The organism is Streptomyces sp. NPDC002057 (assembly GCF_040296665.1).
GTDB lineage: Bacteria > Actinomycetota > Actinomycetes > Streptomycetales > Streptomycetaceae > Streptomyces.
Window position 1 is genome coordinate 1 of the sequence record NZ_JBEOXR010000066.1, and the last position, 23134, is coordinate 23134.

A 23134-nucleotide genomic window follows, 5' to 3' on the forward strand; every position below is an offset into this window, starting at 1 on the left:
CGCGCGGTCTGCTCCGCAGACGCGACGCGCCGCCGCTACGCGGCGGTTCAACTACCCTGCTCCGCAGTGCAGTTGATGGGACGTCACTCCGTGACGTCCGGTTGGATCGCTCCGCGATCCAACCGCTGGAATTCGCTCCGCGATTTCCAGAAAAGCGGCTGGCTAGGGTGTTCCGGGTGCCCGCTTTTCAACTTTCTGTCGATTTCGCAATTCTCACAAAATAATTCCTGTTCAGGGATCCGATTTCTTTTGTCTCGAAACTATGGATCTTTGGGCTCCTCCGGATTCTCAACAGTCCCTGATTGCGCCGAAAGTGAGTTCGTCTCAGCAGACGCCCCCTGTAGCTGTCGCGGGTGTGCCCAAGATCGCCCGGTGGTACGGGTCCGTGTGGGAAGACGGGGAGGTGTCGAAAGCACCTGCCGGAGCCCAGCGTGAGGCTGCTGTCGAACGTCTCCTCGGTCTGGAGGCCGCCGGTGAGCTGACATCAGCTCATGTCCGCCTCGTGGCACAGGCTCTGGGGCCGTTCGCAGCGGACGGTGTGGCGGTGGCTCGCCGCGGGGCGGGAAGGCCGGCACAGCCGCGTGCCTGCAAAGCGATTCACCGTGACGGCGGAGGTACGCGCACTGCCGCTAAGCGGCCGGGTACTCCTGGTGGCGGGGTGGGTGGGTGGCGAGGTGATGGGTGCTGGCCTGTGACACCCGCCCGGACCACGCAGAAACACGCGTGCAGGATCTGCAGAGTTCTGACACACCCACTCTGCAGTGCTGACACATCACACCTGACACCACCGGTATGAGGCCTGAACAACGGCATCATCCCGTCAGCCACTGACATGATGATGCCGAACCACCACTGACACCATGCAGAACATCAGTTGATGGGGCGTCACTCCGTGACGCCTGGTCGGATCGCTCCGCGATCCGACCGCTGGAATTCGCTCCGCGATTTCCAGAAAAGAAGCTGGCTAGGGGGTCCGGTAGACTCACTTTTCGGCTCCCCTTCACCTCTCCATTCTTGAAATGAATTCGCATTCATTTCAAGAATTTCAGACCACTCCAGGTTGTCAATTTCTAGTCTTTGCGAATTCACAACAGCCCATGTCTGCGCGGGAGGTGAGTTCGTTTCAGCAGATCCCTTCGGCTGTCTCCGGTCTATCCGAGGGCCGTACGGTGGTATCGGCCTGCGTGGGAAGAGGAGAGGATTCCGGGCGGCACTGCTGAAGCGCGGTGTGCGGCCGTCGTCCGTGCTTCCTCACCTTGGCGGCGCAGCCAGCTGATGCCAGCTCACGTGTGAAGGGAGCTGGGACGAGGTCTGGGCGGGGGTGGTGGAAGGCGGCTCGGAGCCAAGGGGAAACGCGCGCGATACGTGGCGTCATCATGTCGGCAGGCTCAGCAGCAGCCACACGGCGGCGCTTACGCCACACAGGGTCGCCGTGTAAAGGAAGAGAAGACGGATCCGGACCTTCCGTCGCCCCCTCCTCTCCCCTTCTGCTACCAGCGCAGGAATGTCGGGATGGAAGGAATCCGCAGTCTTCTCCATCGCCCCTTTGAGGACCTGAACCGGAAATGACGGTCTCAGGGAGTCTTCTTCGTAGCGCTGCACGTCTTTCCTCCGCTGACAGCCTGTGAACCTTCCCTAATGCTGCATAGAACGGCATAGGGTCCGCGTAAGCCCCATGCTGAAAGAGAATGGACCGGGGGTGACTCGAGCGCTGTGCACGCAGGTGTCCGGGGATCTCTCCCTCGCTGTCAGCAGACGGCGAGGTTGTGGCGCTCGCGGGACGTACGCGATGACGTGTGGCGCCGGGTCGGCCCGTCCGGGGCTCATGCGGGCCGGAAGCGCTGACAGATCGGTGCTGGCGTACCGGGTCGGCTCCCTGGTGAGGCCGTCACACGGGTTGTCACATCCGGCTCTGCGGTTGGAGTTGGGGGTATTTCGCCGGGTCAGCGTGTGTGACTGGGGCGGTGTCACATGGGGCGTGTGGCAGAAGGGTCAGGGCTGTCTGGCAGTACTCCGCCCAGAGCACTCTGGATGCCGGGCCTCACCCACGCACGCCATTCCGGCGCGGGTCGTCAGCGACCCCAGCGACCCGCGTCCGGACCCGCACCGCCGGTCCCGTCCTGGGGCCGGGTGAGCCGGACGAGTACGGAGGGCCGGCCTTTCAGGGTCGCCCGGATGGCGGTCCAATCGTAGGCGGGGTGGCGCGGAGCTCGTCCAGGTCGCCGAGCCGGTACAGCGCCGCTTTCCCGGCCCGGCGCCCGGTACAGGGGCCGAAACTGCCGCTCTGGCATGCGCGTCCGGCCCGGGTGCGGCGCGAGGTGTGCAGTAGGGAGTGATGAGGCCGTGGAGGCAGGTTGGCGTACAAAGGATGTATGGGCGGGGCCGCGGTACTGGCAGCGCAACGTGGTCAGCCAGCTCCTGGTCCCGGCCGGCTCATTGAGCCTGGAAGAGGAGTCCGGATCCCGATGCCGAAGTGACGACCGGTGCCGGCACGTTCCGTGCCGAAGCGGGCCTGGCAGAAACTCTCGGCAGGGCGGGGTGCGAAGGGAGAGCGGTTCTACGGGTGGGCGGTCATCGACTTTGCCGAGTCAGCGCAGGGGCACTGTCAGCTGCTGTCCTCGGTGGCAGCAGTCGACCCACCACAGACACAGCAACGGAGACGCTGACTCACCGCACCCGTCCGCGCCGGTCCGTTCCCGCCCGCTGCCACCGTCTCATCATTGACAGCCACGGGCGCATCGTTCCAGACGCCCTAGAACAGCGCTATTCCGTGATCAAATTTTGCTCCCATGGGGAAATCTGATCATCGATCTTCACTCGCCTGTAGGCGGTGTATCGAGAATTCTCTAAAACAATTTTGAGCGTGAGAAGCCTAGATCGGCCGAATAGGGATTTCCGGCTTTCCATTGTCGCTTTGCCCGTGAAGATGCACGATATTACTCCACCGATATCATTGACGGCCAGCTCCTCAATGTTCCAGTCGTCCAAGAGAAGCCTTGCGGTTGGCGAAGTAGGACTCGCCCACATGACGCCGACATACACGTCGGACCCCATGAACGGATCGCTCCAATCAGCAAACCATCCTTCCGAGACGGCACCTCGCTGCTCGAGTTCAGCATCCACAGCACCCAGGCCGCGCAGGGCTTCCTCAGCCACGAGTACTGGTGGTTGCTTCTCATTCACAGGCATACTCCTAAGAAGTCGTCTCACTTGGTGCGAACCTCACATGCCGCGCTCTGGCCCGCACGCCTCGCGGGTGCGTTCTCCCGGTTCTGTGGGCAGGTACTCGAGCCGGACGGGGCCGGGGTAAGAGGTCGCGCTGTCCCAGCCGGCCATCTCCTCGCCGATCAGATAGCGGTACAGCCACTCGGCGAAGGTCATGGGGTGGCCAGCCCATTCCCCTTCTTCCCCCAGCACCACCACACCGTCGGGAAATCCGTGGACCTCTGGGGCAAGGAAGATGGCGGCTCCTTGGTCCGTGCTGGCGAGTGGGATGAGCCCGTCGGGGGTGCCGAAGGTGATCTGTGGGCGGTTGCAGATCACGCGGGGATCCTCGTCGGGCTCCAGGGTGTAGGACTCCCACAGGCTCTCCGCCCAGACCTTCGACGTCGACCGGATCTCCTTGCCCAGCTCCCGCCATGCGCAAGCCGGATGAGATGAGAGGTAAAGGTGGCCGTTGAGTTGGACGGGTGCGTAGGCGTCGACGATCGCCTTGTAGTCCGTGGGGAGCTCTCTGCCGAGTTCCTGCTCCAGGCGAAGCCACGCGGCAGGATCGGCATATCGGCTCTCCGCCGGGCCGAGCATGTCGAAGACGGCCTGCAGGTAGTCGGTCATGGTTCCTCGAAGATGCTGTCGGGCAACGTTTCCGACAGCATCGACCACATCTCATGGCCCCGGTCAGCCGGGGCCCTCGTTGTGATGGCATGGAGATGGTGCAGCGGCTGGTGCTGGACAAGTTGTGGGAACTCTTCCTGCGAGTGGTGCCTGAGGCACCGGTCCGTCCCCAAGGGGGCGGACGTCGCAGAGCTGACGACCGTGGGGTCCTGGCTTGCGATCCTGTTTGTCGCCACCTCCGGCTGCAGGTGGCGGCAGCTTCCGCCGGTCTTCGGGGCGTCTTGGCAGACCGTCCACCGCCGGTTTTCGCAGTGGACCGAAGCCCGTGTCTGGGCGAAGCCCCAGCGCGTGATCCTCGACGAGCTCGGTTCCGACGGCATCCTCGACTGGTCCCGATGCGCCATCGACTCGGTCAGTCTCCGGGCTCTCTAAGGGGGGCTTTGACGGGACCGAATCCGACCGATCGAGGCAAGATGGGATCGAAAATCCACCTGCTCACCGACCGCAACGGACTGCCTCTCTCAGTCGGCATCTCCGGGGCGAACACCCATGACAGCCAAGGACTCGAGCCCCTCGTCCGGGGCATCCCGCCGATTCGCTCGCGCCGTGGACCACGCCGACGCCGTCCGACAAAGCTCCACGGAGACAAGGGCTACGCCTACCCTCACCTGCGGAAATGGCTACGAGATCGGAACATCACTCCTCGTATCGCACGTAAGGGCATCAAGTCATCGGAGCGACTCGGCCGGCACCGTTGGGTGGTCGAGCGGACCGCGGCCTGGATGAACGGATTCCGTCGCCTGCATCGCCGTTACGAACGTCTGGCAGATCACTTTCTTGGCTTCGTCGGCATCGCCACAGCACTCATCTGCTACCGCCGAACCACCAACTGAGACGTCCTCTAAGGCTGCTGCCTTCCCTGGATCAGATCGCGGGGCGCCGGAGCACGTCGGTGGGCACCCAGTCTCCCTTCCAGAAAGTTTCGAGCCCGTGCTCGTTGATGAACTGCCGCTCGACCTCGTGGATGGGGTACATCCCTTGGATGTTGATCACGTCGTGGCCCTCGTGGCCCGGAATGCCGACGTCGATGCCTAGGTAGTCGTCTCTGCCGAGGGCCAGCGGCGCGAACACGCAGAATGCCGTCATCTCTGACTCGGGCACGATGCGCTCACCGAAGTTGATGGTGCTGCCGTAACTGAAGGGGCAGGTCCCGCGGAGCTGCTCGGCGAGGAAGCCCACCGCGTGGGCCCAGATCACGTTGGTCGAGTTCACGCTGAGGCAGAGTTCCGGCGAGCCGTGCTGCCAATCCGGATGTTCTGCCAGCGACAAGCCGTAGGTGAGCGTCGTGAGAAGCCCGTCCGGCAGGTTGTCGTACACGATCTCCGTCACGCCCCGCAGCCCCTGCTTGGTCGACTCGACGGGGAAGAACCGGGGCTCACGGCCCCCGGAGAGCCGGTCAAGATGGGCGAAGTACTTCTCGACGCGAGTGGCCATGTGTCCAGCCTGCACGATCACTCACCGGTGCGTGCCACCGGGGGCCATTACCGGTAACGCTCCGCAACAGGTCCACAGAAACAGAAGACGAGCCAGAACCCGGACTCGTGAACAGAGCCAGCGCCCCCTTCGACACCCGGAATCACCGCGTTTCGGCCTGTCGGGTGGGAGTTGGCTGCCGTCAGCGTGTGGGCGCCGTGGTCTTGGCCGGTGTGGTCTGTTGCCGGTGGGTGGGGAGGGCGGTGTGTGTCGGGGCTGGCTGTCCCGGGGTGGTGGTGGGTGTGGTGGTGGAGCGGGAGCGGGCGGTGGTCGGGGAGACACGGCTCCGGGACGCGGGCGTGGTGGGGGTGGAGGGTGGGCCGTCCTGCCAGGTGGTGTCGGTGGTGAGGCGGGTCAGGTGTGCGGTGAGGAGGGTGGTGCCGCCCTGGTCGTGGATGTGGTTCATGCGGTGGGCGAGCAGGGGCCGGCCATGGGCGGGAGCTGATGAGGAGGCCGGCTTGTGTCTCGGGAAGGGAGTCCTTGACGGCGCCGACGATCGCGGCGCGCGCCCTTGGCTTGACGTCGAGCTGTTCCAGGGCCTTGGCCCGGTTTTACCGAGATCGAGGTCCCGGGGGATGTTCAGGCCCTCGGTCAGGGGGCCCCAGGAGCGCTTCGCATCCGCACTCGCGGGAGACGCCCACGGATCGACGGCCTCCCGCACCGGCACAGCAAGTCCACCCCCACAGGCGCGGGGGGCGACCGCAGAAAGACACCTCATGCAGCTAACGAGTCAAGTGGCCCTTGATCTCCGCTAGTGCTCAAAGGCGACGCTGAACTGCTGGGCCGTCTCGTCGTATCTCTGCAGCTGGTCCCGGAGCATGGTCGCGACCAGTGGTTCTCGGCGTTCCAACTCGGTCCAGCGGACGAAACGCAGTCGCTTGGGCATCTCGACGAGGCCGGTGACCGCATCCCAGAATGCGTCCCAGTTCATGCCGTAGAACGACGGGAAACCGAGCTCTCGCTTGAGGACCTCATGGAGATCACGCTCGCTGCGCACCGAGCCGACGTCGATCACCACCTCGCGGTTCGGATCGTGCGCCGGCTCCTCGGGAGTTCCCCAGAAGGAAGGGAGCCACCAGCACAGGACTGAACCGTCATCAGGCCAAGGACGGCGATCCTCGCCGGCGACCTCCTCGAACAAGTCGGTGGCCGGGTCGATCGGGCGCCACCCCGGGTCGACGGGTTGGTCATCCGCCGGGGGCCGGACGAACCGCCGCCCCCGTTGGTCGCAGGCGCCATAGGCCCGGAAGTTCTGCTGAGACTCAGCCAGCGACCATTGATTGGCGCCGCCCGGCCGGAACGGCCAGCGGAACTGCACCGGGTCATCTTCCCAGCAGCAGACAGGGCAGATGGCATAGGAACCGGGCCACCCATCTTCAACATCGAAGACGAGATGACCACAGCAGGGGCAGGGGCGACGCGTATCCACCGGGCCAGTCTGGTCTGTGCTCCGAACAGCAGCGACTCAGTTTCTCTAGAGCAGTCGCTTCCGGTCCGGAAGCGCAGCACTCGGAAACGCGATGGACTCGACGAAGGCAGTGCGGCTGTGGAGGCAGGGGTGGAGCTGGCCGAGCATACGGTTGAGCAGGTGCCGCAGAGCCTGCGTGTGCCAGTCTCCTCCTGCCCGGCGGCGCCGGTAGTGGGAATCCCGCACCAGATGAACCGCTGAGGGAGGCGAAGGCCCACAGATGGCCGACGCGGTTGAGCCGGTTGTTCTGTTGTCCACGAGAACGGGCTCTGGCTCAGCTTCTGTGGTGCCGTTTCACCGATCCGCAGATCGGCTCGATAGAGGTGAGGTGATCCTTCGGCCTCGGGACGGGCCCTTGGTCCTCAGGTGCAGCGGCAACCAGAACCGTCCTGTTTGTGCTGGGCACCAGACAGGGGGTCACATCTATCAGGTGAGCGGAGAATCGACCATGAGGCCTTGAAGGGCTCTCTCGTAGCCGAACTCGGGCGCTTGGTAGGGAACCCACGAACTGGTCAGGCCCCAGATTCCCAGGGCGGTCGCTGCAGCGGCGACCAGGGCCGCGAGCCAGGGACGACGGAACCGGCGCATGGTGAGTATCCAGAACGTGAGCGGCACCAGAGCGCCCCCTGCGGTGATGAGTGGCAGGTCGACGTAGAGCACACTGAGGTCCCGGTGGATTCCGGTGAAGCCACCTTCTATGTTGACCCGGGCCAGCGGTGCCCAGGCCATCAGCGTCGTTGCGGCGCCCAGACCGGCTACGAGGCAACCGGCGAGGCCCTTGATCTCTTCCTTCACACCGAGTCGGACGCCACGGTTCCCCCAGCAGTTCCGAGTCGGCCGCACTCATGCACCACCGCACCAGTCGGTGACGGCGCCGGCTCGGGGCCTGCGGCTCGTTGAACGAGGCAAGGGAACTCACAGGCCGACCATCTACCGAACGGGCGGGGAGCGGCACTCCGTCACAGAACTTGAGCCAGAACCCGAGAACGGACAGCAGACGTTCACCACTTCGGGTTCTGGTCCAACTTCTGTTGAGCCCTCACACTCTGTAACCTGCCGGGACTGGATGGTCCCTTCGTCACTCGCTGACAGACCTGATTGGGATCATGCCCGCATGGACTTCGACCTCGCCCCACCAAACGGCGTTGGCCCGTTGCGGATCGGTATGACTCGGCACGCGGCCGACACCGCGTTGGACTCGCTCCGCGTTCCTTCTGCGATCTCGGAGTCCGACCGGTCGGGACAGCACGTGTTCCGTCCCGGCGGGCTGATGATCAGCATCCGCTGCGCGCGCGACATGCTTGCAGCCATCGAGCTGGGAAGACCGTCGTCCCAGACCAGCCGGAGCAGTACCTCGCGCACAGCCCAGAACCGTCAGTCCAAACGCGGTCGGCACCGGCAGTTCCAGACGATCTCGTGTGACTGAGCGCGATACGTGGCTCCTGAGCATTCCGGTTTGCCCGACCGCGGCCGACCGGCGGGGACGGACGGGCAGGGCATGATCGAATCTCTGGGCAATTCGATGGCGGGGGTGTGGTGTGAGGGATTGGCGGACCGATCCGGCATTCGAGATGTGCCGGGCGCTGGTGGACGGAGCGGATCTGGCCTCGTTCGCGGGAGGCGCGTTCGATACGCGGGCGGTGGTGGCCAGCACCCAGTCCGGGGCCCACAGCGGGTTGCTTCTCGACGCCGTTCCGTGGGGGAACTTCCCTCACGGGCACGATGCCCGGAAGGCCGTTCACCTGCTGCACACCGGCGAGGACCCCGCAAGCCACGCGACAGGCGTGCTGGGGCGCCTGTGTGCCAACGACAGCCGGGCCGCCGTCGCTCTCACCGTACCGTTCCTGATCCCCATCGCCACCGATGCCCACCACCCACACCGTGCCGCCGCCCTCGGCGTACTCTCCAGCCCGGCCCGCGCCCAGCACTTCGGCGTCGCCTCCCGCGACGAACTCCTGCTCCACCGCACCGATCCTCGACGTCACGCCCCCGACGACTACGACGACTACGGCGTAGAGGTGACCGGCTACCCGGCAGGCTGGTCGGTAGCCGCCGCCCGCGCCGCGATCGCCGCCGGAGCACCCGTGCTCCTGCCCCTTCTCAACGACTCCGACCCCACCATCCGCATCGACGCCGCCTACGCTCTGGCCACCGCCGCCGACCCCGACCACACGGTCCGAAGCGACCTCGTTGCCAGGTTCGCCACGGAGCATGACGTCATAGTCCGTGCCGCCCTGCTCCTTGCCGCCGCGGAGACCAGCCGGGCCCGCGCACATCCGCCGGCCGTCTGGTGGCTCCGTGAGCGGTGGCAAGACTGGACAGAGGCGCCCGAAGTCCGCCTGGCCGCGGCAATCGGCTGGCTCTGCCTCACGGACGAACCCGCCCCCGAGGACCTCAACCAGACCATCAACACTTTCGCCACAGATGAACGCGTGCATGCCATGGACGCCTTGCCGTGGATGAACGCCGCCGCCGGATCCGGTGAACCGGGGCTCCGGCGCTGTATTCGCTGCATGCTCCACCCCGAAGAGCCCGAACCGTCGGACGACCCCTGGGCCTCCTCGCCTTGAGCGCCCAACCTCGGCCCCGTTTGTTCATCGAAGTTGTCCACCGGGGCCAGGTGCGGTGCTCGGTCACATCTCGCGGGAGCTACCAGCAAGGCCCACGGGCACAGGGAGTAGGCACACCAGAGAAGTTGGACCAGAACCCCACTTGGTTCTGGCACAACTTCTGTGGTGCCGAGCTGAGCCCTTGGTTCCCGAGGCCGGAGCACACCGGGAACCTACAGGTCAGCGGTCGGCCCTGAGAAAGAAGCAAGCCCGGTCCGCGCAGCTCCACAGAAGTTGTGCCAGAACCCGTTCTCGTGAACGAAGCCAGCGGATACGCCCGTCCGTGGGCATCAGGGGTTCACACCTGCCGCGCGACTCCCGGGGCAACTGCGGGTGGCGAGAGCTGGCCAGCCGCGCTCGTGTTCGGCGACAGCGACCCCGGGCCGTCCCGCTCCTGATCACCGTCAAGTGCCCCACCCAGTGCGCCGTGGCGACGTCCACCTGTCGGTGCACAGGTGGTGGCGTGCGGTGGGCGCGTATACGGCGGCGAACCAGGCGCACTGCTCGGGCTTCCTGCACTACGAAGAGCCCAGTAGCTCCCCCGGTGCTGCACCCGCCCCGCCCGCGGCGTCAACCGAGCCCCGAGCGACCGAGTGGCCCGGACTCTGGGCACCTCGGATCGCCCGTCGAGGGATCGAGTGATCGCAGCGACCGGGACGTCACCGATGGGTGCTCGGGCGGACCATGTCCTGGCTTGCCGGCTGTCGTCGGCTCCACCGCCGCTACGAGCGCAAGCCCGAGCCTTCCTCGCCTTCGCAGCCGTCGCCGCTGGCCTCATCAACTACGGACGACTGACCCGATGAAGACGCCTTGGTCGACAGCGACTAGCATCCACGACGACATCGCGTGTCGGTCACCGACTGGGTGAGACATGGAGGTGTCGGGACATGCCTTCGGAGGCATTCCTTGTCAGTCGAGTTGAACCACACGATCGTCCACGCCCGGGACAACCGGGAGTCCGCAGAATTCTTCGCGAACCTGCTCAACCTCGAGATCACCGCCGAGTGGGGTCCCTTCATCGCGGTTGACCTGAGCAATGGCGTCACGCTGGACTTCGCCACCATCCCCGCGGACAGCATCACCCCGCAGCACTACGCCTTCCTGATCTCCGAGGAGCAGTTCGACGCGGCGTACGCGCAGATCGGACAGCGCGGCATCGAGCACTACGCTGACCCCCACCGGAAGCAGCCCGGCGCGATCAACCACAACGACGGCGGCCGCGGCGTGTACTTCATGGACCCGGCGGGCCACATCATGGAACTCATCACCGTGCCGTATGGCGGCTGGTCCTCGTAACAACCTGCCCCAAGGGCCGCACTCCAGCGCGGAGTGCGGCCCTTGACCGCTACCTATGCCATGTGATCCCGGCCGGGGCCCTGCGGTCCTGCCCCGCCCGGCGGTAACCCAATAGCACCAAAGGAAACGATGTCTTAGTTGTTTGGGGGTCGCGGCCCTTTGTTGCGCGGGAGTCGTGCGCGTCTGGCTTCTACGCTGGGTCCGTGACGACGTCGTGTGGTTCGAGTCGGTGCCGATCCGGGTGCTGTGGCCCGGCGGCGAGCAGGCAGTTGTCGGGCGTCTAGACGCACGGGCGCGGGGCCGGTGGCCTCGCCGCATGCCGCTGAACGTGCCGCTTCTCGGCGGCGACACTCGCCCCCGAACCGCTGTCCTCCGGCCTGCCCTCAACACTCGTTTTCGTAGGAGGCCGAAGCGAGTGCTTCTTGCTGACCACCGTTCTGCAGGTCGACGAGTGGGGTCGTTCAGCTGATCGCGAGCGGCGCGGGATCCAGCCCCAGCTTGCTCCGGCATGAGTCGACGGCCCGCATGACCCAGGCGGTCACAGCGTCGTGATCTGCCGCGATCTCGTGAAGCTCACGCGTCTTCTCCTGGGCTTCGACCATCCACGGGGCCAGCGCGTCCTCTCGAAGGACTTGCTCGAAGTGATCGCGGGCCGCGTCCGGGTCCCTGGCCAGAGCGGCCGCGATCCCAGAGTCGAAGCTGTCCCAGAGAAATCCCCCTCGCACCGGCCTGGACGTCAGGTACCGGGTGACGTCTGGCAGTGCCGCGAACTTCTCCCTCAGGGCGGTCACGTTCGCAGCCGCCTGCCGACCGAGGTCGAGTGCCAGCGGCGTGAACTGCTCCTCGGTCCGAAACAGCTCGGATCCGATCCGGACTGCGTCGACATGGAACGCCAGGTGGTCCACGTCGTGCCACAGCCACATCGCACCGACGTACAGACCACTGCCGGCAATCCGCGGCGGGGTGAACTCCACAACCCCGAGCCACCATCCGTGATCATCAATCCACATCCGCGACCGCCCGCGCTGGGCCAGGCCAAGCGGCTTCAGGGACTCCCGCGCCGCCGAGGTGATGATCCGGAGCACCGGACTGCGAGCTGCCATGAACAGCATTGTCGACTGTCCCACCGACACGTGGTTGGCCGCAGTTGCACATCACCATCGCAGAGCCGTCCAACAGCACTGTGAGTCACTGCTCCACAAGAGTTGGACCAGAACCAGAACCAGAACCGGCTCCGGTCCGCTTTCTGTGGAGGCCGGATTCTGCTGTTGATCTGCTGGGAGACCGTTGTGACGTCTTCGTATCCGTCCCTGACTCGTGCCTTGGCCGAGGCTTTGGTCGATGTCCTGTGGTTCATCGACGGCAGCGAAGACGAGCAGATGGATCAGGACGACGCGGTCAAGGTGATGGAGGGCGTCGCGCACGTGGTCAGCACGCTGTCGTGTGATCAGCGGCAGGAGCTGATCGCCCTGCTCGGGGAGATGGCAGCTGTCGAGACCCACCCCGGTCGCCGTGAGTTCCTGGAGGAGTTCCCGGAGGGCTTCGGGCTCATCGCCGAGCTGTCCTGACGGATTTCGTCTTGCCGTGCAAGGCAGGCACCGACCGGAGCTGCGGCGGTTGATCCTCAACGCAGTCTCATCACCATGAACTCGACGATGTTGGATGGCGGCATGGTGAGACGCAAGAAGGAGAAGAAGCGGCCCGCCTGGGGCGTTCCGAAGGGGATCGTTCTGTTGGCGACGCCGGAGGGCTGGCGCACCAGCGTCCTCACCGAAGGCGGAATGGTCTGTGGGCGGCTGGACGTGCCGATCAACACCGACCCGCAAGGCGCACGGGCTGCGGCGGCGTTGATGGTGACGGAACTCGCGCGCGACTTCCACGGCACCGACGTCGAGGTGAGCTGGGATCCGGCCCGGGAGCCCTGGTCATGGACCGCCCAAGTGACCGTCGCCGCCGATGACGAACCGCCTTCGCCGGATGCCGAAGAGTAAGGGAAGCTCAGACGCCGGCGCCGGTGTGTGGCCTCGGCGGACAACGGCTGGGGGTCAGTGTCCGGGGTGGGCGGGCCCGGCCAGGCCCTTGTGGAGGGCGGAGGTCAGGAACGCGGTGAGAGTGGTCGCGGCCGCGCTCCCGATCATGACCATCACCACTCCGATCATGAAGAGGCCGCTCGCGTCGTCCGACCAGTCGTAGGCGGCGGCCAGGGTCAGGCCGCCCGAGGTACCCAGCGCTGCGGGCACGACGTGCCCCCGGAACGCCGACCAGCACACCGGTATCAGCAGGCACAGCCCCAGGCCGATCACCTGCCACGCCTCGTACGGGCCGGTCGAGGAGCCGTCGGGGTGCACGTCGCGGTGCTGGTCCCATCCCAGCCAGGCCGCCCAGACCGCCGCCGCCACGCCAGCGAGCACGGTCGTCATCGGCAGGGACACGGGATTGCGGGGTTCGTTGTTCATGACCCCAGCCTCCCGGCACTCCCCCGCCCCGCATCAGAGCGCGGATACTCAGTCGCACCCGAGTAGGAAGTACTCCCCCGCGTACGCAGATGGGAACGGGCTGTCCGGGTCGCCCTCCTGACCGGAGGGGGCTCAGGAAGCCCGAAACGAAACCTCCCTCGTTTCAGACCCTCCCGAAGCTTGACGTGACAGGCTCTTCAGAGCCCTGCAGCCTCAATGTGGCGAGTTGTCCCCATGTGTACCTGACTGCCGCTCTCCTTTCGCGCACAGACCTCAAATCTCTCTCAGGGGATCTCTCTTTTCCTCAGATGGAAAACCTGTCGCGATAGGGTCCTCTCGATCGCCCTGACCAGGCGATGACTTCGGGGGGAGTTCATTTGCGCACCAACGTCAGGAAGTTGCTGGCTACGCCCGTCATATCCATCGCGATGCCTGTGGAAGAGGCGGAGGTCGGCGGCGAGGTCAAGCTGATGCGCGCCGGGGAGCTCAAGGCTTACAGCAACTGCCGGACGTCGGCGAGAAGCACGGTGCACGCGCTCACGCCCTGGTATGCGGGGTGGTACGTATGGGAGCGGTGAGCAGCGTTTGCGGGAGCCGTCGCGTCGCACCTCTCTTGATGGCCGGGGCCGCTGTTTCCGCGGTCCTCGTTTTCAGCGGCTGTGCTCCCGAGAGGGCGAACGAGCCGATGCCCTCGAAGCCGTCTGAATCACCCTCCCCCGCCGCAACCAGAACTCCTGACGAGACATCCAGGGGGTCGGTTGAAGTAGCTCCCAAGATCCCCGATGCCAGCGCTATCGCTGCCGTGGCGAACATCAAGGGAAGTATGGCGGTGCCACTCGCGGGAGGCGTACGCGAAGGGTCTCTGGGGATCATGGTCTCTTGCCAGGGGAAGGGAATCGTCAAGGTCGCCTTCGAACCTTCTGGGCCGGCTTTCCCACTGGAATGCGTGGACAGCGTGGTCAGCACCATCTACAACCAAATCGACCTCGAGTACGACCGCTCTTCCGCCCATGTCCAGGTCGAAGCCCCGGGGTCCGTGCGCTGGGCTATGACGGTCGGGCAGTAGTTCGCCCGCGGGCCCTCACCGACCTCGGGCTCGCCGGGCCTGTCCGGTCCTTCGCTGCCGTGGTCACCGAGCGCAGGGGCGACCACCCTGCCGGACTGGCTCGACGCTGTCCTGGTAGCTCGTTCCGTGAGCTGTCAGCTACTGCTGAGGTCAGGGTGCTCGATGGTGTTCGACTCGCGGATGGTCACTACGGACAAGAGCGAGTCGGTGGGCGGTACCAGTTCTTCGAAGGCGACCTCCGCGAGGTGTGCCGGAGCATCGCCGTGCTGCAATGCGGTCACGTACTCGGTGATCTGAGCATGGGAGAGCGCTCGCACCCGTCGGCGCAGGGTGTGCATGGCATGAACCCTCCCGCGCGTGTTTGCCACCGTCCGGACCTCATCGTGCAGATCGTCCACTGCGGTCCGCGTGACCTGCCCTCGAATACGGGCTCTGTAGTCCGCCTCCCACGCATCGGTCACCGCGGAGACCACACCGATCTGATGCAGGCTTCCGTCGACGCGGTCGACAAGGTACGGCCCATTCCCGGCCAGCATGAAGTCAGGATTTCGAGTGCGCAGGTACTCCTCAGATGTCCAGGAAACGATCCACGCCAGGTCGTGGTGCTCCACGTGCGAGACAGCCATGCGCATCGGGGAGAGGCCAGCGGACAGCCCCCGCTGGTAGTCGCGTTCCAGCTCTTCCTCGACGATCTGAACTGCGGCAGCTCGCTCGATCACTCGGCCAGCATCCCGTACGGACCCGCCGAGCGACCACCAGGATTCCTGCTCGCTCCACGGCTTTCTCGCCCCTGACGACGAGGCCGCCGCTGCGACGCGGTGCGGGGGCCGGGTAGGGGCTTCGAGGCCGAGGCGGTTGACCCGGGCGCCGGCACGTGCGAGTTCCGCCGAGCTCGATGAGCTCGCCGGCCGCTGGGGCCATCGGCTGTGGTGTGAGGACGGGGACGAGATGACCGACGACGATCCTCTGGCGGTTCTGCAGGGAGTCGCGCGGCTCGCGGTGTTCGCGGTGCGTACGGGTGGCGGCCTCTACAGCTGGAGTCACTGACCGACCGTCCGTCTTCGTGCACGCCGCGGGTCCCTTGGGTCGGGCTGTCGCGTTCGTTGTTAGGTCTTTAGCTCATGTGCTAAATATGCAATATGACAGAAGCCCAGGACGAGGCAGGGGCGTTCCGTGCGCTCGCTGATCCGACGAGGCGCCAGATCCTTGAGGACCTCAGGGGTGGCGAGCTCGCGGCGGGTGAGATCGCGAGCAGGTTCGCCATCAGCGCGCCGTCCATCTCACGGCATCTCGGCGTGCTCAAGGGGGCGGGACTGGTCACCGAGCGCCGGGACGGCAACCGCATCCTCTACACGCTGGCCGAGGACCGCCTCGCGACCTGCATCGGCCGGTTTCTCAGTGCCGTCTGCCCCGAGCAGATCGTCCTGCGCCACACCAAGTGGCGCCCCGGTGCACAGAGCGAGGGATCATGAGGCAACCACGCCTGTCCAGCGTCGTCGAGCGACGGTTGTTGGTGAACTACCGGGTCGCCCCGGATGTCGCGGCACGCCTGCTTCCCCAGCCGCTGCGCCCGCAGCTGGTGAACGGCCACGCGGTCGCGGGCATCTGCCTGCTGCGGCTGGGAGGTGTCCGGCCGGTCTGGGCTCCCAGGGCGCTCGGGCTGCGGAGCGAGAACGCGGCGCATCGGATCGCCGTCGAATGGGACGGACCGGACGGCGTCGAGACCGGCGTCTACATCACGCGCCGCGACACCGCCTCGCGGCTCAACGCCTGGGCCGGAGGCCGCGTCTTCCCCGGTGAACACGGCCGGGCCGGTTTCGAGGTGCACGAGACGCCCGACCAGGTGCGGGTCGCCTTCGCCACGTGGGACGGCGACACCCGGGTGGACGTCACCGTCGCGCCGTCCGACGCCCTGCGGGGCAGCGAGCTCTTCACCGATCTCGCCGAGGCCTCCCGCTTCTTCCAGGACGGGGCGCGGGGTTACTCGGCCACCAGCTCCGGCCGCCACCTGGACGGCATGGAACTGCACACCGACGCCTGGCACGTGGAAGCCGTCCGGGTTCACTCCGCCGCGTCGTCCTTCTTCGACAACTCGGAGCGTTTCCCTCCCGGGAGCGCGACCCTGGACTGTGCCCTGGTCATGCGCGACGTTCCCGTCGGCTGGCGCCCGCTCCCGGCCATGGCCGTCGCCTGAGACGCTCGGCGCGCCGCGCAGTGGTCCGAACGGTGACGTCTGCGACCGGCGCGTCGTGCGCGCTCCTGGCACCTTTCGGACGCGCCGGTCCGTGCGCGTACAACCTTTCGCAACGTCACGGGGTCGAACGGGTGCACGGAAGGCGGGTCTGCGCCTCCGTCAGCACCAGGTGCTCCCGTCCCCGGGGGCGGAGGAGGATTCCGTGGCACGTGCGCGTACGGCCGTGGTGGCGACGACGTTGATCGCGGCGCTGGCGTCGGCGACGCTCGGGGGGACGGCCGCCTTCGCCGCGCCGGCGGTGCCTGCCGCCCTCACGGCGGCGGGGGCCGGGACGGTCGTTCAGAACGGCGGTCCGGTGACCGTCGCGGCCGGTGAGGAAGGGGCGGTGACGCTGCGGTTCACCGCCTCGCTGCCCGCCGGAGTGCGAGGGCCCGTGACCGGGGCCGTACACCTGCCGACCACGCTCCACGCGGTCGCGGGCAACTCGCCGGTGAGCGAGAACGTGGTGCGCTCCACCTGCTCGGTCAATGGTGTCGCGTACGGCGCGTGCCGGTGGAACATGCCGTTCCTGCACGACTTCGACGAGGCCGATCCCCCGTCTCTCGACCTTCCGGCGGTGCCCGCCGCCCGCACACTGGCGTACAGCGTCACGGTGGACGCCGACAGGAGCGCGGTCGCGCTGGTCGGCACCGAGGCCCTGGTCGCGTTGAAGGACACCACCGGCGCGGTCGTCGCCCGGGGAACGGTCGGACTCCGCTTCGTCCCCGGGACGCCCCCGCCGCACGAGCGTGGCGCCGTCCACGCCCGGGACGCGGCCGGCGTGCTCTGGCGGTACGAGGGCACGGGCGACGTCACCAGGCCCTTCGCCGTACGCAAGCGCGTCGGTGGCGGCTGGAACGCCTACACCGTCGTCACCCCGGTCGTCCCCGCGACGGCGGACGGCCGGGGCGGCCTCGTGGCCCGGGACAGGGCGGGCGTCCTCTGGTACTACGAGGGCACCGGAGATCCCTCGGCGCCCTTCGCGCCGCGACAGCGGGTCGGCGGTGGCTGGAGCGTCTACACGGCCCTCGTCGGCACCGGCGACGGCGGCCTCGTCGCCCGCGACAGGGACGGCGCGCTGTGGCGCTACCAGGCCGGTCTCCGGGCTCCGTTCGGACCGCGGGAGCGGGTGGGCGGCGGCTGGAACACGTACACCGCCCTGACCATGGCGGGCACCTACGACGGCGTTCTGGGCCGTGACAAGGACGGCGTGCTGTGGAAGTACGACTACTTCGGGTCCGTTCCCGGAGAACCCTTCCGGCCGAGGCTCCGTGTCGGGGGCGGCTGGAACGTCTACAGCGCCGTCGCCGGTGGAACCCGGCTCGGTCGTGACGAGCATCCCGACGTCGTCGCCCGCGACCGCGCCGGAAGGCTCTGGCTCTACCCGGGGGTGGGCAGGCCCGTGCCCTCGCGTGGCGACGTCGTCGTCCCCGGTTCCACCCGCACCCTTGTCGGCGGCGGGTGGAACACGTACGACCTGATCTTCTGAGTGCCGTTCGCGGGCTTCGGTCAGGCGGTCCGGCCAGGAGCGGGCCGTTCCTTCAGCGTGTCGACGACGGCCCGCTGAAGGACGGCGGTGCGCTCGGTGACCGTGCCGGGCTTGATGCCGTAGGCCGCTTTGACCTGGATGCCGCGGCTGCCCAGGTAGGCGAAGCTCTCGCGGTCGAAGACGAGCTCGATGCGCTCGCCGGTCTTCTGGTCCAGGCGGGCCAGGGCGAGGCCGGTGCGGCCGGCGGCGTCCTGGGAGTTCCGGACGACGACCACTCCGGGGATCTTCGCGGCGGCCCGGTAGAGCGCGGCGGCGTTCGGGGCCGGCACGAGCTGCTCGTTGACGATCGCCTTGATCGTCTCGAACGCCTGCTGGTCACGGTCCCGTGGGCCACTGACGGTCGTGTAGATCCCCTTCAGCAGCGCTTCCGGGTCCGTCGGCCGGGCCTTGAGCCAGTCGTACGACAGGCTGAGGGCCTCGCCCTGGATGTCCTTGCCGTTCACGGGCCTGGAGTGGGGGTTGTCGTTGCCCAGCCCGATGCCGCCCTCGGGCACGTAGCCGGGCTCGTCGAGCCAGCCGCTGAGCGCGTCGGGGGACTTCCAGATCTCGCGCTGGTGCAGCGGCTGCACCCACGTCGTGGACTCGTCGTTGTCGGCGTTGAGCGACTGGGAGAGGTAGGAGACCTTGCTCTTGATGTAGATGTACTGGCCGGGCTTCGGCTCCGGAGTCCGCTGCGTGCTCGCGGCGGCGGCGATCTGCTGGACGGTCGAGACGAGCTGGAGGGTGCTGCCCTCCTCGACCGGCACGACGGGCGCCTCCACGGAAGCCGGCCCCAGGCGCGGTGCGCCGACGTCGCCGGCCAGTACGTCGACGGCGACGACGGCGGCGAGCGCGGCGGCGGTGACCGGGACGCCGATCAGCAGGGCGCGCCGGAGCGGCCGCTTCGCGGGCGTGGCGGCGGCCGTGGGTGCGGGGGCCGGAGCGGGGGCGGGGGCCGCGGTGCGGATCTCGTTCAACAGGTACTCCTCGAGCAGCAGCTGACGGTCGAGCGGCATCCGGGGGTCCGACGGGGCCGGCAGCAGCCGGGCGAGCTCCGCGTGGTCCAGGGGCTCGGTGCGCTTCCAGAACTTGCGGGTCATCCGTACGTCTCCTCGTGCGACTCGTACGACCGGGCCGCGCGGGTGCGGCCGTCCTGTACTTGTCCGGGCCGCGGAAGCGGTTCCCGGTTCTTCGTCAGTTCCTGTCCGGCGAGTTTGCGCAGCCGTGTGCGGGCGCGTGAGAGGCGTGAGCGCACGGTGCCGACGGGGACGCCGAGCGCGGCGGCGGCCTCGGCGTAGCCCAGTCCGGACCAGACGCACAGGGTGAACACCTCGCGTTCGGTGCGGCGCAGTTTCCTCAGTGCCCGCTGGGCGGCGGCGAGCTGGTCGGCGTCGGCCAGGCGTCCGACGAGTGCGTCGGCGAAGTCCGGGACGGTGTCGCGGGCGGGCAGGCGTCCGAGGGCCGCCTGGTGGCGGCGTGCGGCACGACGGGTGTTGCGCAGGACGTTGACGGCGATGCCCATGAGCCACGGGCGCGGGCCGGCCTCGTGGTCGAGGAGGCGGTCCCGCAGCCGCCAGGCCTCCAGAAAGGTCAGCGAGACGACGTCCTCGGCGAGGTCCCGGTCACCGCTCACGCGGACGGCGTGCCGATGGACCAGGGGGGCATGGTCACGGAAGAGTTCCCTGAACGCCTCGGGGTCTCCCGCGCGTATCCGGGCGTGCGATGTGTAGTCCACGAAGTGCCTTGTCCGCCGCGGGTGCCCGGTTCCGGTGACCTGTCTCACAGGGGGCGTCAGCGACGTGACGCCCGCGCGAGGTCGCGCAGCGCACCCGCGGTCGGTCGGTCGGGGCGACGCTCTGTCCGGAACTGTAGGGCCCGGGGTGGCCGCACCAGGGCGATCGCGGGCCGTGCGTCCCGCGGGGCCGGCGAGTTCTTGTTCTCGGCGTACGGCGCTGACCGGACGGCGGTTCACGGGGCAGACGGAGAGGAACGGCCGACGGTCGGCCGGGCAGGAGGGCGCAGCCATGGCACAGGAACCCCGACCCGTTTCGGCGGCGAGCGCGGCGGCCCGCTCGGCCGCGGAGGAAGTGTCCGACCCCGCGGCGAGGGCGGTGGCGCTCGCGCTCCTGGCCGTCTGTGAGGAGCTGCGGACCGTGGCCGAGAGGATGGGCAGTGTGGACACACGGCTGGAACAGGTGAACCAGTACCTCGGAGCCCTGGCCAACAAGCCCTGATCCTTCGCCGCCGGCCGGTCGGGTGGAGTGCGCGGGGGCTCAAGGGGCCTTGTCCCAAGGGGCCTTATGGGGTCTGTCCGGCCTCGGTGACGACGCCGCTGCTGACGAGGCGACGGGGGTGACGGTGGTTCCGGAGGTGACGGCCCGGCGGCCCGGCTTCTCTCGGCGTGGTCGTTCCCTGCCCGAAGAGACGCCTTCGGGTGGTCGTGGACGAACAGGTCCGGGCGCACCGCGGGTGTCCAGCGCGGGCGCGGTGGCCGCCGGGAGCGCATGATGGTCGTAACGCCTGCCCGGGATGTCCTTCGCACGTCGTCACCGGGCAGGCGTTTTCGTCGCAGGCGAACTGCCCTGCCCGGCGCTCGGCTCCGCCTCCGGCATCCGCGGCCGTCTCGCCCTGCCGGGCGGCACCACCGCAGCCGTGCCGTCCGGCCGGCCGTCCCCGCCCCGAGCGTGACGACCACCCCGACAGCCTCGCCACCGGCGTCTCCCTCACTGGTGTGGGATGTCGATGCCGGCGGCGCGCAGGTTCGTCTCGATCAGTGTGTTGAGCCGGGCGATGGAGGGTGCCTGGCCTTCCCCGTGGTGGTTGACCAGCCCGTACCGGGCGGATGCGTCGGGACGGTTCTGAGACGGGGTCGGCGTCTCCAGCAGCGTGCGGTCGGCCAGTAGTCTGTCGGCCAGCGCGGATGCCAGTTCCTCGATCCGCGGGTCGTCGGGGTTCCAGGACGCCGCGTCCAGGCCGCGCTTGGTCAGTTCGACGAACTCGGGGTCGTCGAGACTGTGTTCGAGCCTGGTCAGGAAGGTGTCGAAGATCTCCGGGACCAGTGCCCGGGCCAGAACCAGGGCCTCGCGTTGCGTGGCCACGTAGTCGGGGCCGAAGCCGAGGCCGGCGAGTCGGTCCAGGACCGCGCAGGCTCGGTCGGGGAGCAGGGCCCGGTCGCCTTGGGCGAGCCGGTGCAGTGTGTCGCGTCGCGCGATCAGGTCCTCGACCTGTGCGGTGAGCCGGCGATGGACGTCGTCCAGGGAGGCGGCGAACCGCTCCGGGTCGGCGTCGAGCAGGTCACCGACCTCGGCCAGCGGCACACCGGCCGCGGCGAGGGTCCGGGCCTGGACCAGCCGGAGGAGGTCGGCCGAGCCGTAGCGCCGGTAGCCGGAACCGTCGCGTTCCGGTTCGGCGACCAGACCGAGCCGGTGGTAGTGCCGCACGGTCTTGATCGTGACGCCGACGAACGCCGCTGCCTGACCGATCGTGAGCCCGTTCGCCATCGGCTCAGCACAGCCCCGGAACAGCGGCGGTCGCGGTCTCGCGCACCGCGTCGGTGGCGGCTCGGAGGTCCTTGCGCGGGGTCGAGCCGTGGGCGCCGACGGTCTTGGCACTCGCTTCGAGGTGCGGGTCGCGGGTGATCACAGGGGCGAGGGTAGCGCGCGTCCGCGTCCACTCCTGCTCGCCGGCTCCGCCTCCACTCCTGCTCGCCGGCTCCGCCTCCGGGCCGGGGAAGCAGGGGGATCGGTGCCGGTCGGCCCGTGGTCGCGGTCAAGGTTGACCTTGACCTTGGGTCAAGGTGCACGCTCCTCGCACGGCCACCTCGAAGGGGGCCGGTGGACAAGGAGATTCATGATGAGTGACAGCAACAGCGGCTTCTCGGAGGCGGGGCTGCGCAGGCTGCGCGACGTGCTGGCACGTCACGTCGAGTCCAAGAGGATTCCCGGGCTGGTCGCCCTGGTCAGCCGCGGTGGACGGACGCACGTCGAAGCCATCGGGACGATGCGTCATGACGGGGGCGCGCCGATGCGTCGCGACACGATCTTCCGGATGGCCTCCGCGTCCAAGCCGGTCACGACGGCCGCCGCCATGGTCCTCCTCGACGAGTGCAGGCTGCGCCTCGACGAGCCGGTGGACCCGTGGCTGCCCGAACTCGCCGGACGCCAGGTACTGAGGCGGCCCGACGGCCCGCTGGAGGAGACCGTGCCGGCGCGGCGGCCGATCACCGTACGGGATCTGCTGACCTCCACGTTCGGGCTCGGAGTGGATTTCGCTCTGCTGGACTCCCCGATCAGGGCCGCGACCTTCGAGCGGCTCGACTACAGCGTGGCGTCCGGCCCGGCACCCGACCCTGACGAGTGGATGCGCCGCCTCGGCGAGCTGCCGCTGTCGTACCAGCCCGGAGAGCGGTGGCAGTACGACCTCAGCAACGAAGTGCTCGGCGTGCTCGTGGCCAGGGTCACGGGCCGGCCCCTGGAGACGTTCCTGCGCGAACGCGTCCTCGACCCGCTGGGCATGAGGGACACCGCCTTCCACGTACCCGCCGACAAGATCGACCGGCTGCCGCCCCTGTACGGCCCCGATCCGCGGACCGGGGAGTTCCTCGTGTGGGACGAGGCGGAAGGCGGACGGGCCAGCCGGCCTCCGGCGTTCCAGGGCGCCGGCGGCGGTCTGGTCTCCACCGTCGACGACTACCACGCCTACTTCCGGATGCTGCTCGACCAGGGCGTGCACGGCAGCGAGCGGATCCTGTCCCGGCCCGCCGTCGAGCTGATGACCACCAACCGCCTCACGCCCGAGCAGCGGAGTGCCCGCACAGCCATGTACCGGAGCATCGCCCACCTCGCGGTCGGCCAGGCACAGCAGGGCGGCTGGGGCTTCGGGATGGCCGTGCGCACCCATCGTGGCGACCACGCGCCCATCGGCCAGTTCGGCTGGGACGGCGGCACCGGCACCACCGCCTACGCCGACCCGGAGAACCGGCTCACCGGAATCCTGCTCACCCAGGTCGGGATGTCCACCCCGGACTCGGCCCGTCTCGTCCACGACTTCTGGACCACGCTCTACCAGGCCATCGACGACTGACACCCAGCCGGGGGAGGTGAGCGCCGTGC

The 23134-nt window shown here is 68.0% G+C and carries 25 protein-coding genes and 4 pseudogenes; 14 read left to right on the forward strand and 15 right to left on the reverse strand.

From position 1 onward, the window contains the following. Nucleotides 1–1374: 1374 nt before the first annotated feature. Nucleotides 1375–1602 carry a hypothetical protein gene (locus ABT129_RS33800; RefSeq protein WP_351909301.1) on the reverse strand — a complete coding sequence of 76 codons (228 nt, stop codon included), beginning with the start codon at nt 1600–1602 and terminating at the stop codon, nt 1375–1377. Nucleotides 1603–2489: 887 nt separating this feature from the next. On the opposite strand from ABT129_RS33800, the pseudogene ABT129_RS38135 reads away from it, so the two are divergent. After that, nucleotides 2490–2615: pseudogene (locus ABT129_RS38135) on the forward strand (IS701 family transposase); the annotation flags it as partial. A gap of 148 nt (nt 2616–2763) precedes the next feature. Here the strand turns inward: ABT129_RS38135 and ABT129_RS33805 are convergent. Together ABT129_RS33805 and ABT129_RS33810 are read right to left on the reverse strand one after the other, a co-directional pair. Further along, the gene (locus ABT129_RS33805) at nt 2764–3183 is read right to left on the reverse strand and encodes a hypothetical protein (protein WP_351909303.1); all 420 of its coding nucleotides are present in this window, start codon (nt 3181–3183) and stop codon (nt 2764–2766) included. Between the two features lie 39 nt (nt 3184–3222). After that, a complete protein-coding gene (locus ABT129_RS33810) occupies nt 3223–3834 on the reverse strand; it encodes an SMI1/KNR4 family protein (RefSeq protein ID WP_351909305.1) in 612 nt (203 codons plus the stop codon). 95 nt (nt 3835–3929) lie between these two features. On the opposite strand from ABT129_RS33810, the pseudogene ABT129_RS33815 reads away from it, so the two are divergent. After that, nucleotides 3930–4727: pseudogene (locus ABT129_RS33815) on the forward strand (IS5 family transposase). Nucleotides 4728–4758: 31 nt separating this feature from the next. On the opposite strand, the gene ABT129_RS33820 reads toward ABT129_RS33815, so the two are convergent. From ABT129_RS33820 to ABT129_RS33840, 5 genes and pseudogenes are all read right to left on the reverse strand, one after another. Next, nucleotides 4759–5328 (reverse strand): suppressor of fused domain protein, encoded by a 570-nt coding sequence (locus ABT129_RS33820; RefSeq protein ID WP_351909307.1) that lies wholly within the window; start codon nt 5326–5328, stop codon nt 4759–4761. 181 nt (nt 5329–5509) lie between these two features. Next, complete coding sequence (locus ABT129_RS33825; protein ID WP_351909309.1) at nt 5510–5773, reverse strand: hypothetical protein; 264 nt, start codon at nt 5771–5773, stop codon at nt 5510–5512. Nucleotides 5774–6118: 345 nt separating this feature from the next. After that, complete coding sequence (locus ABT129_RS33830; RefSeq protein WP_351909311.1) at nt 6119–6796, reverse strand: CPCC family cysteine-rich protein; 678 nt, start codon at nt 6794–6796, stop codon at nt 6119–6121. A gap of 45 nt (nt 6797–6841) precedes the next feature. Further along, nucleotides 6842–7085: pseudogene (locus ABT129_RS33835) on the reverse strand (IS110 family transposase); the annotation flags it as partial. Between the two features lie 176 nt (nt 7086–7261). Beyond that, nucleotides 7262–7630: a hypothetical protein gene (locus tag ABT129_RS33840; RefSeq protein ID WP_351909313.1), complete on the reverse strand. Its 369-nt coding sequence runs from the start codon at nt 7628–7630 to the stop codon at nt 7262–7264. A gap of 319 nt (nt 7631–7949) precedes the next feature. On the opposite strand from ABT129_RS33840, the gene ABT129_RS33845 reads away from it, so the two are divergent. The 4 genes and pseudogenes from ABT129_RS33845 to ABT129_RS33860 all read left to right on the forward strand — a co-directional run bounded on the left by ABT129_RS33845 (nt 7950) and on the right by ABT129_RS33860 (nt 10740). After that, nucleotides 7950–8261 carry a hypothetical protein gene (locus ABT129_RS33845; protein WP_351909315.1) on the forward strand — a complete coding sequence of 104 codons (312 nt, stop codon included), beginning with the start codon at nt 7950–7952 and terminating at the stop codon, nt 8259–8261. Nucleotides 8262–8406: 145 nt separating this feature from the next. Then, nucleotides 8407–9405 carry a hypothetical protein gene (locus tag ABT129_RS33850; protein ID WP_351909317.1) on the forward strand — a complete coding sequence of 333 codons (999 nt, stop codon included), beginning with the start codon at nt 8407–8409 and terminating at the stop codon, nt 9403–9405. Between the two features lie 651 nt (nt 9406–10056). After that, a pseudogene (locus ABT129_RS33855) lies at nt 10057–10247 on the forward strand (IS5/IS1182 family transposase); the annotation flags it as partial. 103 nt (nt 10248–10350) lie between these two features. Next, complete coding sequence (locus ABT129_RS33860) at nt 10351–10740, forward strand: VOC family protein (protein WP_351909319.1); 390 nt, start codon at nt 10351–10353, stop codon at nt 10738–10740. Nucleotides 10741–11201: 461 nt separating this feature from the next. Here ABT129_RS33860 and ABT129_RS33865 read toward each other — a convergent pair whose 3' ends face one another. Beyond that, nucleotides 11202–11843 (reverse strand): hypothetical protein, encoded by a 642-nt coding sequence (locus ABT129_RS33865; RefSeq protein ID WP_351909321.1) that lies wholly within the window; start codon nt 11841–11843, stop codon nt 11202–11204. 219 nt (nt 11844–12062) lie between these two features. On the opposite strand from ABT129_RS33865, the gene ABT129_RS33870 reads away from it, so the two are divergent. Continuing rightward, a complete protein-coding gene (locus ABT129_RS33870; protein WP_351909323.1) occupies nt 12063–12308 on the forward strand; it encodes a hypothetical protein in 246 nt (81 codons plus the stop codon). Nucleotides 12309–12383: 75 nt separating this feature from the next. Beyond that, nucleotides 12384–12731: a hypothetical protein gene (locus ABT129_RS33875; RefSeq protein WP_351909325.1), complete on the forward strand. Its 348-nt coding sequence runs from the start codon at nt 12384–12386 to the stop codon at nt 12729–12731. A gap of 54 nt (nt 12732–12785) precedes the next feature. Here the strand turns inward: ABT129_RS33875 and ABT129_RS33880 are convergent, their stop codons facing one another. Continuing rightward, a complete protein-coding gene (locus ABT129_RS33880) occupies nt 12786–13196 on the reverse strand; it encodes a hypothetical protein (protein WP_351909327.1) in 411 nt (136 codons plus the stop codon). 377 nt (nt 13197–13573) lie between these two features. Between ABT129_RS33880 and ABT129_RS33885 the strand changes: the two genes are divergently transcribed. Beyond that, the gene (locus ABT129_RS33885; RefSeq protein ID WP_351909329.1) at nt 13574–13774 is read left to right on the forward strand and encodes a hypothetical protein; all 201 of its coding nucleotides are present in this window, start codon (nt 13574–13576) and stop codon (nt 13772–13774) included. A gap of 622 nt (nt 13775–14396) precedes the next feature. On the opposite strand, the gene ABT129_RS33890 is transcribed toward ABT129_RS33885, so the two are convergent. Then, complete coding sequence (locus ABT129_RS33890) at nt 14397–14981, reverse strand: YrhB domain-containing protein (protein ID WP_351909331.1); 585 nt, start codon at nt 14979–14981, stop codon at nt 14397–14399. 420 nt (nt 14982–15401) lie between these two features. Between ABT129_RS33890 and ABT129_RS33895 the strand changes: the two genes are divergently transcribed. The 3 genes from ABT129_RS33895 (at nt 15402) to ABT129_RS33905 (ending at nt 17984) form a co-directional block, all read left to right on the forward strand. Next, nucleotides 15402–15734, forward strand: coding sequence for a metalloregulator ArsR/SmtB family transcription factor (locus ABT129_RS33895; RefSeq protein ID WP_150263333.1), 333 nt, complete (start codon nt 15402–15404; stop codon nt 15732–15734). Continuing rightward, on the forward strand, nt 15731–16456 hold the full coding sequence (locus tag ABT129_RS33900; protein WP_351909333.1) for a DUF2071 domain-containing protein: 726 nt from the start codon (nt 15731–15733) through the stop codon (nt 16454–16456). Before ABT129_RS33895 ends, ABT129_RS33900 begins: the two co-directional genes overlap by 4 nt. Before the next feature lie 202 nt (nt 16457–16658). Continuing rightward, the gene (locus ABT129_RS33905) at nt 16659–17984 is read left to right on the forward strand and encodes a hypothetical protein (protein ID WP_351909335.1); all 1326 of its coding nucleotides are present in this window, start codon (nt 16659–16661) and stop codon (nt 17982–17984) included. 20 nt (nt 17985–18004) lie between these two features. On the opposite strand, the gene ABT129_RS33910 is transcribed toward ABT129_RS33905, so the two are convergent. Further along, entirely contained in the window at nt 18005–19123 is a 1119-nt protein-coding gene (locus ABT129_RS33910) for a CU044_5270 family protein (protein WP_351909337.1), read from the reverse strand. After that, a complete protein-coding gene (locus ABT129_RS33915) occupies nt 19120–19758 on the reverse strand; it encodes an RNA polymerase sigma factor (RefSeq protein ID WP_351909339.1) in 639 nt (212 codons plus the stop codon). The genes ABT129_RS33910 and ABT129_RS33915 overlap by 4 nt, the downstream gene beginning before the upstream one ends. 289 nt (nt 19759–20047) lie before the next feature. Here ABT129_RS33915 and ABT129_RS33920 point away from each other — a divergent pair, with 289 nt between their 5' ends. Beyond that, on the forward strand, nt 20048–20257 hold the full coding sequence (locus tag ABT129_RS33920; RefSeq protein WP_351909341.1) for a hypothetical protein: 210 nt from the start codon (nt 20048–20050) through the stop codon (nt 20255–20257). 489 nt (nt 20258–20746) lie between these two features. Here the strand turns inward: ABT129_RS33920 and ABT129_RS33925 are convergent, their stop codons facing one another. Continuing rightward, on the reverse strand, nt 20747–21523 hold the full coding sequence (locus ABT129_RS33925) for a MerR family transcriptional regulator (RefSeq protein ID WP_351909343.1): 777 nt from the start codon (nt 21521–21523) through the stop codon (nt 20747–20749). 4 nt (nt 21524–21527) lie between these two features. Beyond that, nucleotides 21528–21665 (reverse strand): hypothetical protein, encoded by a 138-nt coding sequence (locus ABT129_RS33930; RefSeq protein WP_351909345.1) that lies wholly within the window; start codon nt 21663–21665, stop codon nt 21528–21530. 210 nt (nt 21666–21875) lie between these two features. On the opposite strand from ABT129_RS33930, the gene ABT129_RS33935 reads away from it, so the two are divergent. Then, on the forward strand, nt 21876–23105 hold the full coding sequence (locus ABT129_RS33935; RefSeq protein ID WP_351909347.1) for a serine hydrolase domain-containing protein: 1230 nt from the start codon (nt 21876–21878) through the stop codon (nt 23103–23105). The last annotated feature ends 29 nt before the right edge of the window (nt 23106–23134 follow it).

What these genes read in the sequence shown, in the direction of transcription:
- ABT129_RS33810 (WP_351909305.1), bottom strand. Translation starts at nt 3,834, where the DNA reads ATGACCGACTACCTGCAGGCCGTCTTCGACATGCTCGGCCCGGCGGAG.
- ABT129_RS33820 (WP_351909307.1), bottom strand. Translation starts at nt 5,328, where the DNA reads ATGGCCACTCGCGTCGAGAAGTACTTCGCCCATCTTGACCGGCTCTCC.
- ABT129_RS33920 (WP_351909341.1), top strand. Translation starts at nt 20,048, where the DNA reads ATGGCACAGGAACCCCGACCCGTTTCGGCGGCGAGCGCGGCGGCCCGC.
- ABT129_RS33845 (WP_351909315.1), top strand. Translation starts at nt 7,950, where the DNA reads ATGGACTTCGACCTCGCCCCACCAAACGGCGTTGGCCCGTTGCGGATC.
- ABT129_RS33875 (WP_351909325.1), top strand. Translation starts at nt 12,384, where the DNA reads ATGAACTCGACGATGTTGGATGGCGGCATGGTGAGACGCAAGAAGGAG.
- ABT129_RS33910 (WP_351909337.1), bottom strand. Translation starts at nt 19,123, where the DNA reads ATGACCCGCAAGTTCTGGAAGCGCACCGAGCCCCTGGACCACGCGGAG.
- ABT129_RS33900 (WP_351909333.1), top strand. Translation starts at nt 15,731, where the DNA reads ATGAGGCAACCACGCCTGTCCAGCGTCGTCGAGCGACGGTTGTTGGTG.
- ABT129_RS33895 (WP_150263333.1), top strand. Translation starts at nt 15,402, where the DNA reads ATGACAGAAGCCCAGGACGAGGCAGGGGCGTTCCGTGCGCTCGCTGAT.
- ABT129_RS33850 (WP_351909317.1), top strand. Translation starts at nt 8,407, where the DNA reads ATGTGCCGGGCGCTGGTGGACGGAGCGGATCTGGCCTCGTTCGCGGGA.
- ABT129_RS33880 (WP_351909327.1), bottom strand. Translation starts at nt 13,196, where the DNA reads ATGAACAACGAACCCCGCAATCCCGTGTCCCTGCCGATGACGACCGTG.
- ABT129_RS33865 (WP_351909321.1), bottom strand. Translation starts at nt 11,843, where the DNA reads ATGGCAGCTCGCAGTCCGGTGCTCCGGATCATCACCTCGGCGGCGCGG.
- ABT129_RS33925 (WP_351909343.1), bottom strand. Translation starts at nt 21,523, where the DNA reads ATGGCGAACGGGCTCACGATCGGTCAGGCAGCGGCGTTCGTCGGCGTC.
- ABT129_RS33935 (WP_351909347.1), top strand. Translation starts at nt 21,876, where the DNA reads ATGAGTGACAGCAACAGCGGCTTCTCGGAGGCGGGGCTGCGCAGGCTG.
- ABT129_RS33825 (WP_351909309.1), bottom strand. Translation starts at nt 5,773, where the DNA reads ATGAACCACATCCACGACCAGGGCGGCACCACCCTCCTCACCGCACAC.